The sequence below is a fragment of the Desulfovibrio legallii genome (assembly GCF_900102485.1).
Taxonomy (GTDB): Bacteria; Desulfobacterota; Desulfovibrionia; order Desulfovibrionales; family Desulfovibrionaceae; genus Desulfovibrio; species Desulfovibrio legallii_A.
Genome location: NZ_FNBX01000012.1, coordinates 20,384 through 35,206, shown reverse-complemented (window position 1 = coordinate 35,206; position 14,823 = coordinate 20,384). Strand labels below are relative to the sequence as shown.

The following is a 14,823-nucleotide window of genomic DNA, read 5'->3' as shown; positions in this document are numbered from 1 at the left end:
TCAACTCCCAAAGAAGAGAAAGCGTTTTTCATGGGCCTGCACCAGGGAATCGCGCTCGCGCGGGTCTTCCGCCAGGCTGATGCCCCCGGTGGAGGCCTGCGCCGCGTGCAGGGCCGCGTCAGCCTGCTGGATAAGGATGCGGGCGGGCGGCCGTCGGCCCTGGGCGGCGCAGACGACGCCCACAGCGCAGAGGGGCAGGGGGCCGTCCTCGGCGCGGCGCAGAAGGTTTGCGGTCCGCGCCGCGAAGTGCTGGCGCACCTGCTCGGCCAGCAGGCGGGCGCGCAGGCGGCCCACGCCGGGCAAAAGCAGGGCAAAGCGGCCGGGCCCGGTGCAGCCCAGGCTGTCGCAGCTTTCCTGGCAGGCGTGCAGGCTCTCGGCCAGGGCTTCGGCCAGGGCTGCGCCCAGCAGGCTGCCGTCGCTTTCGGCCTCCGGCCCGCAGACGGCGGCACAGAGCAAGGAAAGCTCCCCGCCTGTGCGGGCCAGCAGCTGCAGCTCGCGGCTGATCTGGCGCGTGAAGGGGTCGGCGGGCAGCATCTGGGCCAGGGGGCCTTCGGCTTGTTCCCGGACGGAGAAATCCGCTTCCCCGGCCGCGGCGGCCAGGGCGTCGGCCCCGTCGGGGCGGCCGCCCTCAGGATGTCGGCGGCAAAATTCCCGCCACAGTTCGGGGTCCGTCTCCCGCAGCAGGGCGGCCGTCAGCATGGCCCGCCCGGCGGCGTCGCTCAGGCGCAGGGCGGCAAGGCTTTCCGCCAGGGGGGAGGGGGGGTCAGCGTTCTTGCTCATGGCGGTACAGCAGGTAATCGTGCTGGAAGCGGTCGATCTGGCCGTCCAGGACGGCTTCCACATCGCCCATTTCCGTGCCCGTGCGGTGGTCCTTGACCAGGCGGTAGGGCTGGAGGGTGTAGGTGCGGATCTGGCTGCCGAAGGCAATGGCGTCCTTGCCGGCATACTGGGCCTGGCGCTGGGCCTCGCGTTTCTGCAGCTCCAGGTTGTAGAGACGGGCGCGCAGCACGCGCATGGCCGTTTCCCGGTTATGGTGCTGGGATTTCTCATTCTGGCACTGGGCGGAGATGCCCGTGGGCAGGTGGGTGACCCGCACGGCCGAGCTGGTGGTGTTGACGCTCTGGCCGCCGGGGCCGCTGGAGCGGAAAATGTCCACCCGGATGTCCGATTCCTTGATGTCCAGCTGGATGTCGTCGCCCGCGTCGGGGATGACGTCCACGGAGGCAAAGGAGGTGTGCCGCCGGCCGGAGGAATCAAAAGGCGAGATACGGATCAGACGGTGGATGCCCCGTTCGCTTTTGAGAAAGCCGTAGGCGTGCGGTCCGGCAATGCGCAGGGTAACGCTTTTGATGCCCGCTTCGTCACCGGGCAGAAAGTCCAGCTCTTCCACCGTATAGTGGCGGCGTGCGGCCCAGCGGGTATACATGCGCAGGAGCATTTCGGCCCAGTCCTGCGATTCTGTGCCGCCCGCGCCGGGGTGGATTTCCAGGATGGCGTCCTGGCCGTCTTCCTCGCCGGAAAGCAGCATGACCAGCTCTGTCTCGTCCAGCAGGCGGGCCAGATCGGCGCGCTGCTGGTCCAGGGATTCCAGGGCTTCGGGGTCTTCGCTTTCGGCGGCCAGGGCCAGCCATTCGTTCATGTCGTCGCAGCAGGTTTTGAGCTTGCCGAGGCGCTCCACCTCGTCTTCGAGGCGGCGTTTTTCCTGCAGCAGGGGGGTGAGGGCTTCGGGCTTGTCCCACGCGCCGGGTTGGGAAATGGCCTGCTCAATTTCCTGCAGGCGACGTTCGCTGCCGGCCAGGTCAAAGACGCCCCCAAAGGGCCTGGAAACGTTGGTTGAGGGGCTGACAAGCGGCGCGCAGATCACTGAGTTGGAGCATGGCTGTAGGGGGCTGAAGGTGAGCGCGCAAGGCGCGGAAACTCTCCGTGGCCGCGTAACGCGGCCAGCGGCGCTATACATTTAGAAAAAATTATTATCAATAGCTTTATGCGCCGTGTTGCACCCGGCCCCGGCGGTGTCCGGCTGCGAACGGGCCGCCCGGACCCAGCAGCCAGAGGCCCGCCAGCAGCAGCAGGCCGCCGGGCAGCAGCCAAGGCGCCAGCCGATGGTAGGGGCTGGGCGCGGTTTGCAAAGCGGCGCGGGCCCAAAGGGCCTGGGCGCGGAACTGCCCACCGTGCAACGTCAGGCGGCCGCGGGGGTCCACCACGGCGGAAATGCCGGTATTGGTGCCGCGCAGGAGCCAGCGGTTCTGCTCCAGCGCGCGCAGCGCCGTGAGGTACAAATGCTGCCGTGCGGCCGGGGTGGAGCCGAACCAGCCGTCGTTGCTGATGTCGACCAGGACGTTGGCCCCGTCCGCCGTGCGGGCTTGCGCCAGCCAAGGGAATATCCCTTCATAACAGATGAGCATGCCCAGGGCAAGGTTGTGGTAGCGCAGGGGCGCGACGGCCGTGCCTTCCGTATAGACGCCCACGCCCTGAAGCAGGGCCTCCAGGAATTTCCAGTTCAGCCAGGAGGGCAGGTATTCGCCGAAGGGCACCAGGTGTTCCTTGTCGTAGTGGCTGAGGGTTGCGCCGTCGGGGCCCAGCAGGAAGGCGCGGTTGTATATTTCCGGCTCTTTGACGCCTGGGCGGCGTTCCATGCCCGGCGCGCCGAAGAGCAGGGGCGCGTTGCTGCGGGCGGCCAGCTCCCGCACGCGGGGGGCCAGGAGGGGGTTGTTTTCAAAAAAGAACGGCAGGGCCGTTTCCGGCCAGACGACCAGGGGCCGGGCCTCTGGCCGAAGGGCCAGCGCCCCGTAGGTCAGGCCCAGGTAGAGCTCTACGGTCTGGCGTTGCATGGCCGGCAGCCACTTCTGGTTCTGGTCCACGTTGCCTTCCACAAACAGCACGTCCAGGGCGTCCGGCCCGGCGGGCTGCGCGGTCAGGGGGCTGTGCGCAAGGCGCAGGCCGCCGTAGCCCAGCAGCAGGGCCGCCAGGGCAAAGCCCGCAAGGCAGGCGGCCCGCCCGCCGGGGGGGGCGGGGGCCGCGGGGGCCGCGCGGCAGGCCGCGGCAGCGCAGAGCAGGGCCGCCGTCACCCAGGCCCCGGCCAGGCCGTAAGCGCCCAGCGCGTCCGCGCCCTGAATCAGGAGCGGCCAAGGGGCCAGCGCGCCGGCCAGGCTAAGCCAGGGAAAGCCCAGGGCGCGGGCAAAAACGTCCTCCTGCACAAACCAGAAAAGGCCCAGCAGCAGGGCCCAGAGCCAGGGCGGGCGACGGCGCAGGGCGCGGGCCGCCAGGGCAAAAAGCCCGCCGGAAAAGGCCAGGCAGGCGGCGATGAACAGGGCGCAGGGCGCGGCCAGGGCCCAGGGCAGGCCGCCCACGTTGTGTACGGGCAGGGTGAGCCAGTAGAGGGCGGCCGTGCCGCCGGCCAGGCAGCAGAGCCAGCCCCGGCGCAAGGCCGCGGCGTTGTCCGGCGCGGTGACGCCCAGCCGGGCCAGGGCCACGGGCCAGAGCAGCGCCAGCGGCGGCAGGGAGAGCAGGTCGTTGGGAAAGCCGAGCCAGAGGGCGCAGGCCCCGGCCAGCCCCACAAGCCCGGCGGAGGGGGAGAATGCCGGGTGGGTCATGCCTGCAGCGCCGGAGGCTGGTCGGCTTGCTCCGCGGCGGCGGGCGCCATGCGCAGGCGGAGGATGAGTTTTTTGTCGGCCTCCAGCACGGTGAAGGTCCAGCCCTCCAGGATGAAACTTTCGCCTGGGGCGGGCACATGGCCAGCCTCCATGCTCAGGTAGCCGCCAATGGTGTCCACCTCGTCCGAATCCAGGTTCACGCCCAGTTCTTCCAGGTCTTCCAGCAGGGCGCGCCCGGTGAGCTCGTAAGCGCCGTCGCCCAGGGGGCGGATGTCCTCCTGGCGGGGGGCGTCGTGCTCGTCTTCGATGTCGCCCACGATTTCCTCCAGCACGTCTTCAATGGTGATGAGGCCGGAGGTGCCGCCGTACTCGTCCAGAGCTATGGCAATATGCTGCTTGCGGGCGCGGAATTCCTGCAGGAGGGTGCGGATGGACTTGGTTTCCGGCACAAAGAAGGGTTCGCGCATAACGGCGGCCGCGGGCGGCTCGTCTGCCTGCGCGTCTTTGTTGTGCGCGTCCAGCAGGGTGTGGAGCACGTCTTTGGCGTGGACGATACCCACGATGTTGTCGCGGGTTTCGTGGTACACGGGAATGCGGGAGTGCCCGGAGCGGACGATGATGCGCGCCACATCGGGCAGGGGCAGATCGTCGGGCACGCAATCAATGTCGGTGCGGGGCGTCATGGTGTCCTGCACCTGCAGGTCGTTGAAGCGCAGGATGCCGAGGAGCATAGATTCCTCGTCCGGTTCCACTTCGCCCTCGGCTCTGGCTTCGAGGATAGCTTTTTCCAGAGATTCTTCATCGTCGTGCCCGAACAGCTTGCTCAGGCGCGACCAGATGGTACTGTGACCTTCCGTGCCGCCGTCCAAAATGAACCTCCTTGTCTGGGGTCAGCGGGAGCGCCCCATGCTCTCAGAGCAGTTTGCGCTGTACTATATCCAGATACATGACCCACTGGGTGATGGGCAATACCCCATGCGTGGGGGAACAGTGGAACCAGTTGAGTTCGGTCTTGCCTGGTTCCAGAATAGCCCAGTTGGAAAATTTTGCGCCTACAATAAAAGCGGGGTCGTCCATGGTCACCGCGCGGGTATGGACGACGTCGCAGCTGCACCAGAAGGTAATCACGCGGTCTTGCCGGCCCGCTTCAAAAATCACAAGACAGAGTATCCGGGAACCTTTGTTCAGGTCAACAGGCATGACCTCCGGATCCGGCATGGGAAAGCGCAGGGCCACACCCGTGCCGGAGATATCCTCAATGCGCAGGGGGGCGTTTTCCATGCCGCTTTTGGCGTAAATAAAGGGCCTGCCAATGGCCGAGGTGTCGGGCGGCAGGGGCTGGGAGAGGCCTAACTTCCAGAGGGCCAGCACGCGGATGGATCCCGCGGGCGGCTGCACGCGGATAAAGGTGCGCTTTTGCCCCACGTCCAAATCCAGGGGCGCGGCGACCGTCAGGCGGGATTTCTGTTTGCCGGACGCCACGTCCAGAATAGTGGTGTGGAATTTGTAGAAGGTGGAGCCTTCGGGCAGCGTGGCGCGGAAGTAGACCTCCGCCGCCGTTCCTTGGAGCCCTTGCGGCGCGTAGCAGAGCACGTCAAAGACCAGGCGGCCGTTGCCCGTGCGCTGCAGCAGCCCGGCCAGGCCCTTGTGGGGCGCGCCGTCCAGCACGTTGATCTCAAAAATTTCGTTCTGGCCCTGGGCCAGGGCCAGCATGCGGCCCACTACGGCGCGGCGTCTGGCCTCCTGGCGCTGGCTGCGCAGGCGGCTGCGCAGCAGCAGAAGGAGCAGGGCCAGCACCAGCATGAGCGCCAGCAAAATAACGATGAGTCCTCTGCCTGTCATACAACCACCACGGGCGCGCCGACATGCCGGCCGCAACGGATATGGCGCGGAGCGCCCTTGCATGGCCGCGCGTTTTGACGCCGCGGCGCGACAGCAGCACAAGCGCGCCTGTCGGCGCGCGGGTCAGGAAGCGGCCGCTCCCGCGCGGCGGGGGCGTTTTTCCTGGCGCAGCAGGCCCAGCTTGTGCAGATGCACTTCCAGGCAGGCCACGGCCGCCGGGGTCACGCCGGAAATCCGTCCGGCCTGGCCCAGGCTGCGCGGGCGCACCCGGCTGAGCTTCTCAACAACTTCATGCGATAACCCGGCTACTTTTGCATAATCCAGTTCCGGGGGCAAGGCCGCCGCCTCCAGCCTGGCCGTGCGCTCCACCAGCTCCCGCTGGCGCGCAAGGTAGCCCGCGTATTTGATCTCCGTCTGCACGCTGCGGCGCACGTCTGCGTCGCTCTGGGCCAGCACGGCGGCCAGGGCCGCGGCGGGCTCCGGCGCGGCGTCCTGCAGCAGGGCCGTCAGGGCCGCAAGGTCCAGGTCCGGGCGGCGCAGAGCCTCCGCCAGGCTGCGGCCCGCCGGCAATGCGGCCCCTGCATACGTTATATCGGCAGGCAGGCGCGTTTCCTCCAGGTGTCCGCGCAAACGCGCGGCGGATTCCTGCTTGCGGCAAAAAAGCTCCCAGTGGGCGTCGTCCACCAGGCCCAGTTCCCGGCCCAGGGGCGTCAGCCTGGCGTCGGCGTTGTCCTCGCGCAGCAGCAGGCGGTGCTCCGCGCGGGAGGTGAACATGCGGTAAGGCTCGCGGGTGCCTAGGGTCACCAGGTCGTCCACCAGCACGGCCATATAGGCCGCGTCCCGCCCCGGCACAAAGGGGGGCAGGCCGCGCAGGCGGCAGGAAATGTTCAGGGCGGCCCACAGGCCCTGGGCCGCGGCCTCTTCATAGCCTGAGGTGCCGTTGATCTGCCCCGCCAGCCAGAGGCCGGGCACGGCCTTGGTCTCCAGGGTGGCGCTGAGCTGCACGGGGTCGGCGTAGTCGTATTCGATGGCGTAGCCTGGGCGCAGCATGACGGCCCGCTCCAGCCCGGGAATGGCGTGGATCATGGCAAGCTGCACGTCCAGGGGCAGGCTGGTGGGGATGCCGTTGGCGTAGACCTCGGCGCTCTCCAGCCCTTCCGGTTCCAGAAAAATCTGGTGCCGTTCGCGCTGGGGGAAGCGGGCCACCTTGTCCTCAATGGAGGGGCAGTAGCGCGCGCCCGTGCCCTTGATGACGCCCGTGAACATGGGGGAGCGGTCGAAACCGCTGCGGATGATCTCGTGCGCGCGGGCGTTGGTCCAGGTGATGTGGCAGGCGACCTGCGGCAGGCGCGGTCCCGGCCCGTGGAAGCTGAAGCCGTGGGGCGGATCGTCGCCCTTTTGCTCCTCCAGACGGGAAAAATCGATGGAGGCGCGCAAAAGCCGCGGGGTGGTGCCCGTTTTGAGGCGGCCCAGGCTGAGGCCCAGGGCGCGCAGGCTCTCTGAAAGGCCCAGGGCGGGCGCGTCGCCCAGGCGGCCGCCGGGCAGGCTGGTCAGGCCCATGTGCAGGCGGCCGTCCAGAAAGGTGCCCGTGGTCAGCAGCACATGCCGGGCCGCAAAGCTGAGGCCCTGGGCCGTGCGCACGCCTGTGATGCCCGTGTCGTCGGTGGTCGCTTCCGTGACCTGATCCTGCCAGAGGCGCAGGCCGGGCGTGTGGTAGAGGGTCTTTTTGAGGGCGCGCTGGTAGGCCTCCCTGTCCATCTGGGCGCGGGTGGCGCGTACGGCCGGGCCTTTGCTCATGTTCAGCACGCGGAACTGGATGCCCGCGGCGTCGGCCCAGAGGCCCATCATGCCGCCCAATGCGTCGATTTCGCGCACCATATGGCCCTTGGCCAAGCCGCCGATGGCCGGGTTGCAGGAAAGATAGCCCAGACGGTCCAGGTTGCCGCTGATGAGCAGCACGCTGTGCCCTAGACGGGCCAGGGCCACGGCGGCTTCGCTGCCGGCATGGCCGCCCCCTGCCACAATGCAGTCAAAAATGGGCTCAGACATGGGCGGCGTTCATCAGGACGTGGGCAAAGACCTGAGCGTCTTTGAGGGTAGCGGTGATGGAGGAGCGTTCGTCGGGCTGGTGGCAGGTGCCGGCAATGCAGCTCCAGACCACGGCGGGCAGACCGCGCTGGCGCAGCAGGGCGGCCACAGTGCCGCCGCCGATGCCCATGGGGCGGGCCTCCACCCCGTAGATGCGGGCCACGGCGGCGCGCAGGGCCGTGACCACCGGGCTGACCGTGGGCGTGGCCGTGGCCTGTTGCTGCTGCACGCTCTCCACCTCAATGCGCACCCGGTGGCGCGCGGCCACCTCCGCTGCGGTGCTGCGCAGCTTGGCCAGCACGGCCTCCGGATCCACATGGGGCAGCAGACGGCAGTCGATATAAAAAACGTCGCTGCCCGGCACAGTATTGATGTTGGGCACGTTGGGCTCGTGCTTGCTGGGCACAAAGGTGGAAAAAGGCGGCGTAAACAGGGGGTTGGCGTCGTCAAAAGCGGCGCGCAGGCCGTTGTGGGCGGCCAGGGCCATTTCCGCTCCGGCCAGAAAGGCGTTGCGCCCTTGCTGCGGCGTGGAGGCGTGGCACTGCACGCCCGTGGTGCGCACCCGCACCCACAGCTGGCCTTTCTCGGCCACTTCCATGTCCTCGCCCTTGGGGCCCCCCGCATCGGGCACGATGTAGAGATCGCCTGGGGCGAACAGTTGCGGCGCGGTTTCCAGGACATGGCGCAGGCCGTAGGCGTTGCCCGTTTCTTCGTCGGCCATGAAGACCATGCTCAGGCTCAGCTCCGGCGTGACGCCGCGGGCGGAAAGCTCCTCAGCCAGGAGCAGCATGCTCGCAATGGCCTGCTGGTTGTCCTCCACGCCCCGGCCGTAAAGCCAGTCGCCCTCGCGGCGCACCTGCCAGGGGTCGCCGCTCCAGGCGGCCCTGTCCCCAGGGGGCACTACGTCCGTGTGCCCGAAGAGCCAGAGGGTGCGGCGGCTTTTGCCCGGCACGCGCGCCACCAGGTTGGGGCGCAGGCCATCGGGCACGCGCGGGTCCGGGGCGTCCAGCCGGGTAAGATCCGTGACGCCGCAGGCCTTGAGCCAATCTGTGATGCAGCGCGTTTTTTCCATCTCGCCCTGGCCGCCGTTGTCCGGGCCAAGGGCCTGGCAGGCGGTGAGCACGGCCTGCAGCTCCGCCACCCGGTCTTCACGTCCGGCCAGGCCGCGCAGCAGCGTATCCAGGTTTTTAAACATGGCGCCCACCTGTCGTATGGGGGAAAAACACGAAGGGCCGCACAGGCGGCCCAAAAAACTGCGCCGCCCCGAAAAAGCCGGGGGGCCGCTGCGTGCCGGCGGGCCGCCGCGGCGGCCCCCGCAAATGTTCTAACGGCCCTTGGCGGCGCGCTTGGAAGCCTTAAGCGGGTTCACCTTGGCGGCGGCGGCCGTCTGCACCTTGGCGTGGGTGGCAAAGTTACAGCGGCCTCCGGACCATTTGCGGGAAGGCGCGGGATAGCTGGAGCAGAACTGCTCGCCGTCAAACTCGCGCACCCGGTCACAGCCGTTACACTGTTCCACCACGGGGGAAAGAACAAAGCCGTTGACCACCACGCCCTCGGCGGTCTTGGTGGCGTTTTCCAGAGGGGTCATGACAAAACCTCCATGCGCCGCAGCGCTCTATGGTAGCTGATATGTCGGCGGCGGACCGCCCAAAAATGTTCACGCGCGCCCGGCCGGGGACGCGGGGCCACCGGCGAAGACAACGCGCCGCCCGCCGTCGCCATGCCGACGGATCGGGAATGGAGAAATATAGCCGAATGCGCCGGGCTGTCAAGGGCCGCATCCACTTCCCGGCCAGGCGCGGGCAGGCGGCGGCGGAACCACGCGATTTTTTTGGCGGAAGACGGCGGGCGGCGAGACTTGACCGCAGCGGCGCGGGGGACTACTCTCGGCAAAGATTAGATAAGCTCCACTATCGGAGGCCAGCTTATGGAAGAACTGGATTTTGCCGGCTGCGCCTGTACGGGCGGTACCCTGCAGCGCTTTGTGCAGCCCGTGATCATGGGGCTACTGGCCCAGGGGCCGCAGCACGGCTACGCCCTTTTGCAGGGCCTGCGCGCCTTGCCCTTATGGGGCGGCGCGGCCCCGGACCAGACCGGGGTGTACCGTCTGCTCAAGAGCATGGAGGGCAGGGGGCTGCTGCATGCCGAGGAGGAAGAAGGCCGCACCACGGGCCGCCGCCGCTATGCCCTGACGGAACGCGGACGGGCCTGTCTGGCCCAGTGGGAAGCCACCCTGGAGGACTACCGCCGCACCCTGGACGCGACCCTGGCCCTGGTGCGCGAGGCCAACCCCATGGACCGCGCCTTTATCCGTCTGGTGGAGCGCGTGGCGCAGACCTCGCTGGCGGGGCGCATCCCCGCCGCCGCAGACCTTGAGGCACTGCTGGCCGTTCCCGCCGTTTCGGCCGAAGCAGCCTTTCTGGGCCGCCGGGCGCGGGATATGGCGCGCCGCACGGCGGGCAACCGTGGCCGGGTCTGGAGCGCCATCGGGGTGGATTGCCGCCCCTGCTCCATGAACTGCGGGTTTTGTTCCTTCGGCGAAAAATGGGGGCTGGTGCGGGAGCCGCAGGAGTGGTCCGCCGCGCGCATTGTGGATACGGCGCGCCGGTTTGTGGCCCAGGGCGCGCATTGGGTAACCCTGCGCACCACAGAGCACTACCCGCCGGAAAAGCTGCGCGACCTGGTGCGCCTTCTGCGGCGCGAGGTTCCCGGCGACTACCGCGTGGTGGTCAACACGGGGGAGCTTGCGCCTGCCGACGCTGCGGCCCTGGCCGCAGCCGGGGCTAACGTCGTCTACCACACCCTACGGCTGGGCGAAGGGAAAACCACGGGCTTCAAGGTGGCCACGCGCCTGGACACCCTGGCCGCGGTGCGCGACTCCAGCCTGGACCTGGCCCACCTGGTGGAGCCCGTGGGGCCGGAGCACGCCGATGCGGAGATTGTGGCGGTGCTGCTCACGGCCTTGCGCCACGGGGCGCGGCTGTGCGGCGTTATGGCGCGGGTCAATGTGCCCGGCACGCCCTGCGGGGACAGGGCCGGCACAGGGCCGGACGCGGAACTGGCCCCGGAGCGCCTGGCGCAGATAGCCGCGGTGACGCGCCTGGCCGGCGGCGTGCAGACCCCGGACATCTGCGTGCATCCGCCCACGCTTCAGGCCCTGCACTGGGGGGCCAACGTGCTGGTGGTGGAAACAGGGGCCGTGCCCCGCGACGTGGCCGAAAGCGACGCGGACTGGCGCGCCTTCGGCGTGGAGGACGCTCTCTCCCTGCTGCTGGAAGCGGGCTACGCGGTGGGCGGCGCGTGAGGCGGGCGGCCGCCGGCGACGCTGGGGGCATTTTGTTCTGGTCATAAACCTGGGAGGGACGGCATGCGTCTGAGTTTGCGGAAGGGAGGGAGAGAGAGGAGCTTTATGTGGTCGCCGCTGTTTCTGGCGGCCCTGGCGGCGCTGGCCGCGGCGTTCTGGGCCGCGGCCGCCCCGGCGGCGGAAGTCTGGCGGGTGGGCACCTGGAAGACGGCGCAGACCATCCAGCCCTTTGTGTATGCGCGTTATGCCGCGCCGCCCACGCCGCAGGTGGAGGTGCGCCCCTTCACCAATCCGGCGGACCAGAAGGCCGCCTTGCTTTCCGGCAGCCTGGACATGACGGGCACCACGCTGGCCCTGGCCATCCAGGCGGCCTCGCGCGGCGAGCCCGTGCGGCTGGTGGCGGCCCTGGGCAACAAGTGTTCCGCCCTGGTGGTGGCCAAGGACGGCCCCGTCCGCAGCCCGGCGCAGCTCAAGGGCAGGCGCATTGCTTATGTGCCCGGCACCATGCACGAGATATTGCTGCGGGAAACGCTGCAACGCCAGGGGCTTGATCCCGACAGGGACGTGACCCTTATGCGCATTGATTTTTTTGATATGGGCACGGCCCTGGCCAAAGGCGACATTGACGCCTTCCTTTCCGGCGAGCCTTTCCCGACCCAGGCTGTGGCCCAGGGCTACGGGCGCATCCTGGCCTATCCTTATTACGGCGACAGCATCGGCGCCATCAACAGCGGCATGCTCATGCGCGAGGATTTTATCAGGGAGCGTCCGCAGCAGGCCCTGCGCATGGTGGCGGCGCACAAGGCCGCCACAGAGGCCTTTATGGCGGATAAAAAGCTCTGGCTAGACACGGCCGCCGCGCTTTTTCATGTGGACCGCGCCCTGCTGGAGGCCGCTGCCCCCAATATGGAGCTGGCCTGGGATATGGACGACGTGTTTCTGCGCCGCCTGGCGGCCCTGGGCGCGCGCATGAAGGCCCTGGGCGTCATTGCCGCGGAGCCGGACTACAATCGTCTGGTGGACCGCCGCTTTGTGGATGCCCTGCGGACGGGCCGCCCCCTGGCCCATGAGTAAGGCCTGGCGCGACCGCCTGCTGCCCTGGTGCCTGCCGGGCCTGTTGCTGCTGGGCTGGTGGGCGGCGACGGAGGGACATCTGGTCCCGCCCTGGCTGCTGCCCGCGCCCCGGCAGGTGGCCGGCACCCTGGCGGCCTATGTGGGCGGCGTGGGGCACGACCCGCAGGCCGGGCGGTTCTGGTCCGACGCGGCGGCCAGTCTGGGCCGGGTGGCCGCCGGCTACGCGCTGGCTGCGATTCCCGGCGCGGTTCTGGGCCTGTGGTCGGGCCGCAGCCCTGCCGTGGCCCGGCTGCTGGCCCCGGTGATCAACGGGGTCAAGGCCGTGCCCGGCATCAGCTGGCTGCCCCTGGCGCTCATCTGGCTGGGGGTGGGCTTCAGAACTACGGTGGCGCTTATCGCCCTGGCGGGGTTCTTTCCCGTCTATTTCAGCGCGGCAGCCGCAGCCGCCGCTGTGCCGTCCGAGCTGCTGCATGTGGGGCGCATGCTGGGCTTCGGGCGCGCGGCTTTGTTCTGGCGGGTGGCGCTGCCCTGGTCCATGCCCCAGCTCTGCGCCGGGCTGCGGGTGGCCCTGGGCATGAGCTTTGCTTATCTGGTGCTGGGCGAGCTGACCGGCGTGCCCAACGGCCTGGGAGCGCTGATTATGGACGCGCGCATGAACGGCCGGGTGGACGTGCTGCTCTGCGGCATTGTGTGCATCGCCCTGCTGGGGGCGCTTTGCGACGCGCTGCTCCTGCGCGGGTTGCGGCGTCTGCCGGGGATGCGGCGGTGAAGCCGTTTTTTGCCTGTGCGGGCATCCGCAAAAGTTATGCGGGGCGCGTGGTGCTGCCCGGCGTGGACCTGCGCCTGGAGCAGGGGAGCGTCACGGCCCTGGTGGGGACGAGCGGCTGCGGCAAAAGCACGCTGCTCCACATTCTGGCGGGTTTTTTGCCGCCGGACGCGGGGGCGGTGTTTCTGGAAGGCGCGCCCTGCGTGCGGCCAGGGCCGGAACGGATCATGGCCTTTCAGAACGACGCCCTGTTCCCCTGGCTGAGCGTGGCGGAAAACGTGGCCCTGGGCCTGCGGCAGGCAGGATGTTCGCGCCGGGAACGGTGTGAACGGGTGGCCGCGGTGCTGGAACAGGTGGGGCTCAGCGCGTGGGGTGCGGCCCTGCCTTCGGTGCTTTCGGGCGGCATGCGGCAGCGCGCCGCCCTGGCCCGCGCCCTGGCCCTGCGGCCCAGGCTGTTGTTTCTGGACGAGCCTTTTGCCGCCCTGGACGCCATTACCCGCCTGCGCATGCAGCAGCTTCTGGCCCGCCTGCAGGCCGAAGCGGGCCTGACGGTGGTGCTGGTGACCCACGATGTGGGCGAAGCCTGCCTGCTGGCCGATGCCGTGCACCTTATGGAAGAAGGCCGGGGGCTCACGCAGTGCTGGCAGGTGGCCTCCCCTCGCCCCCGCGACCCCGACGCGGCGGCGCAGGCCGCCCTGCGCGCGCGGATCCGTCAGGCCCTGAGCGCGGCGGCGGGCGGCGCGACAGCCCAGGGGGAAAAAGACGTAGGAGCATAGCGCGCCTGCCGGGAGGATCTCCGGCGACGGCGCAGGCAGGGATGTTCGCTCTTTGCGCTCCCAGGTCAGGGCGCGGGCTTTGCAGCGGGCGTCCTGCCTTGGGGGCGCAGAGCGGCGGGGCAGGCCGCTCCGGTCAGAAACACAGGGGAGCGCTGGCGGGGCGCTTTGCCCCTGTGCGGTTCAGTGCAGCAGCTGCGCCGCGGGCACATACTCCAGGTTGAAGGCCTCGGCCACGCCTTTGAAAGTGCAGCGGCCGTCCACGGTATTGAGGCCACGCTGCAGGGCGACGTTTTCTTTGCAGGCGGCCTTCCAGCCCTTGTCGGCCAGGGCCGTGGCGTAGGGCAGGGTGGCGTTGGTCAGGGCATGGGTGGAGGTGATGGGCACCGCGCCAGGAATGTTGGCCACGGCATAGTGGATGACGCCGTGTTTTTCAAAGGTGGGCTGGTGGTGGGTGGTGGGCCTGCCCGCCGTGGTTTCAAAGGAGCCGCCCTGGTCAATGGCCACGTCCACCACCACGCTGCCCTGGCGCATGGTTTTGATCATGGCCTCGGTGACCAGTTTGGGGGCCATGGCCCCAGGGATGAGCACGGAGCCGACAACCAGATCCGCTTCCCGCACGGCGTCGGCGATATTATAGACGTTGGAGGCCAGGGTCTGCACGCGGGCGGAAAAAATATCGCCCAGATAGCGCAGGCGGTTGAGGTTGCTGTCCAGGATGGTCACTTCCGCGCCCAGGCCCATGGCCATTTTGGCGGCCTCGGTTCCCACGGTGCCGCCGCCCACCACAACGACCCGCGCGCGCTGCACGCCGGCCACGCCGCCCATGAGCATGCCCGCGCCGCCGCCCTGCTTGGTCAGGTGGTACGCCCCCACCTGCACGGCCATGCGCCCGGCCACCTCGGACATGGGAGCCAGCAGGGGCAGGCTGCGGTCTTCGGGCTGCACGGTTTCGTAAGCCAGGCCCACCACCCCGGAGCGCAGCAGAGCCGCTGTAAGGGCTTTGTCCGCCGCCAGGTGCAGGTAGGTGAAGAGGAGCAGGCCGGGCTTGAAGTAGCGGTATTCGCTTTCCAGGGGCTCCTTGACCTTGACGATCATTTCGGCTTTGTCCCAGACAGCGTCCACGGGCAGGATACGTCCGCCCGCAGCCTCATATTCCGCGTCGCTGATGCGGCTGCCCAGGCCCGCGCCGGTTTCCACCAGCACGGCATGCCCGTGGTCAGTCAGAGTTTTGACCCCTGCGGGCGTGAGCCCCACGCGGTATTCGTCCGCCTTGATTTCTTTGGTAACGCCGACAATCATGGTAACCCTCTGCTGTGGTTGATGGTGGGCTGGTTGCCCGGCATGACGCAGAGCCCTGGCGGCGGCGCGGCGTTTTTGCGG

Annotated in this window: 13 protein-coding genes; 4 read left to right on the top strand and 9 right to left on the bottom strand. The window is 68.7% G+C overall.

All coding sequences use genetic code 11. The features are described from left to right. The 8 genes from BLS55_RS08230 to BLS55_RS08195 form a co-directional block, all read right to left on the bottom strand. Nucleotides 1-780 (bottom strand): diguanylate cyclase, encoded by a 780-nt coding sequence (locus BLS55_RS08230; RefSeq protein WP_092154204.1) that lies wholly within the window; start codon nt 778-780, stop codon nt 1-3. Further along, a protein-coding gene (gene prfB / locus BLS55_RS08225) for a peptide chain release factor 2 (RefSeq protein WP_257243190.1) occupies nt 764-1,877 on the bottom strand; the annotation gives its coding sequence in 2 pieces (ribosomal slippage) (nt 764-1,801 and nt 1,803-1,877; 1,113 coding nt in all). Before prfB ends, BLS55_RS08230 begins: the two co-directional genes overlap by 17 nt. Before the next feature lie 105 nt (nt 1,878-1,982). Next, a complete protein-coding gene (gene lnt, locus BLS55_RS08220) occupies nt 1,983-3,593 on the bottom strand; it encodes an apolipoprotein N-acyltransferase (protein ID WP_092154201.1) in 1,611 nt (536 codons plus the stop codon). Further along, nucleotides 3,590-4,462 carry a hemolysin family protein gene (locus tag BLS55_RS08215; RefSeq protein WP_092154199.1) on the bottom strand — a complete coding sequence of 291 codons (873 nt, stop codon included), beginning with the start codon at nt 4,460-4,462 and terminating at the stop codon, nt 3,590-3,592. Before BLS55_RS08215 ends, lnt begins: the two co-directional genes overlap by 4 nt. 43 nt (nt 4,463-4,505) lie before the next feature. Beyond that, nucleotides 4,506-5,435: a PilZ domain-containing protein gene (locus tag BLS55_RS08210; protein ID WP_143339536.1), complete on the bottom strand. Its 930-nt coding sequence runs from the start codon at nt 5,433-5,435 to the stop codon at nt 4,506-4,508. 123 nt (nt 5,436-5,558) lie between these two features. Continuing rightward, entirely contained in the window at nt 5,559-7,484 is a 1,926-nt protein-coding gene (gene mnmG / locus BLS55_RS08205) for a tRNA uridine-5-carboxymethylaminomethyl(34) synthesis enzyme MnmG (protein WP_092154196.1), read from the bottom strand. Then, the gene (locus BLS55_RS08200; RefSeq protein WP_092154194.1) at nt 7,477-8,718 is read right to left on the bottom strand and encodes a M20 family metallo-hydrolase; all 1,242 of its coding nucleotides are present in this window, start codon (nt 8,716-8,718) and stop codon (nt 7,477-7,479) included. The genes mnmG and BLS55_RS08200 overlap by 8 nt, the downstream gene beginning before the upstream one ends. 129 nt (nt 8,719-8,847) lie before the next feature. Then, the gene (locus tag BLS55_RS08195; protein ID WP_092154192.1) at nt 8,848-9,111 is read right to left on the bottom strand and encodes a PxxKW family cysteine-rich protein; all 264 of its coding nucleotides are present in this window, start codon (nt 9,109-9,111) and stop codon (nt 8,848-8,850) included. A 339-nt stretch (nt 9,112-9,450) separates the two neighbouring features. Here BLS55_RS08195 and BLS55_RS08190 point away from each other — a divergent pair, with 339 nt between their 5' ends. The 4 genes from BLS55_RS08190 to BLS55_RS08175 all read left to right on the top strand — a co-directional run bounded on the left by BLS55_RS08190 (nt 9,451) and on the right by BLS55_RS08175 (nt 13,443). After that, nucleotides 9,451-10,827: a PadR family transcriptional regulator gene (locus BLS55_RS08190; protein ID WP_092154190.1), complete on the top strand. Its 1,377-nt coding sequence runs from the start codon at nt 9,451-9,453 to the stop codon at nt 10,825-10,827. 105 nt (nt 10,828-10,932) lie between these two features. Further along, nucleotides 10,933-11,901, top strand: a complete 969-nt coding sequence (locus BLS55_RS08185; protein ID WP_092154188.1) for an ABC transporter substrate-binding protein — start codon at nt 10,933-10,935, stop codon at nt 11,899-11,901. Continuing rightward, nucleotides 11,894-12,670 carry an ABC transporter permease gene (locus BLS55_RS08180; protein WP_257243189.1) on the top strand — a complete coding sequence of 259 codons (777 nt, stop codon included), beginning with the start codon at nt 11,894-11,896 and terminating at the stop codon, nt 12,668-12,670. Before BLS55_RS08185 ends, BLS55_RS08180 begins: the two co-directional genes overlap by 8 nt. Beyond that, nucleotides 12,667-13,443: an ABC transporter ATP-binding protein gene (locus BLS55_RS08175; RefSeq protein WP_092154185.1), complete on the top strand. Its 777-nt coding sequence runs from the start codon at nt 12,667-12,669 to the stop codon at nt 13,441-13,443. Before BLS55_RS08180 ends, BLS55_RS08175 begins: the two co-directional genes overlap by 4 nt. A gap of 180 nt (nt 13,444-13,623) precedes the next feature. Here BLS55_RS08175 and ald read toward each other — a convergent pair whose 3' ends face one another. Next, nucleotides 13,624-14,742: an alanine dehydrogenase gene (gene ald, locus BLS55_RS08170; protein ID WP_092154183.1), complete on the bottom strand. Its 1,119-nt coding sequence runs from the start codon at nt 14,740-14,742 to the stop codon at nt 13,624-13,626. Between the last annotated feature and the right edge of the window lie 81 nt (nt 14,743-14,823).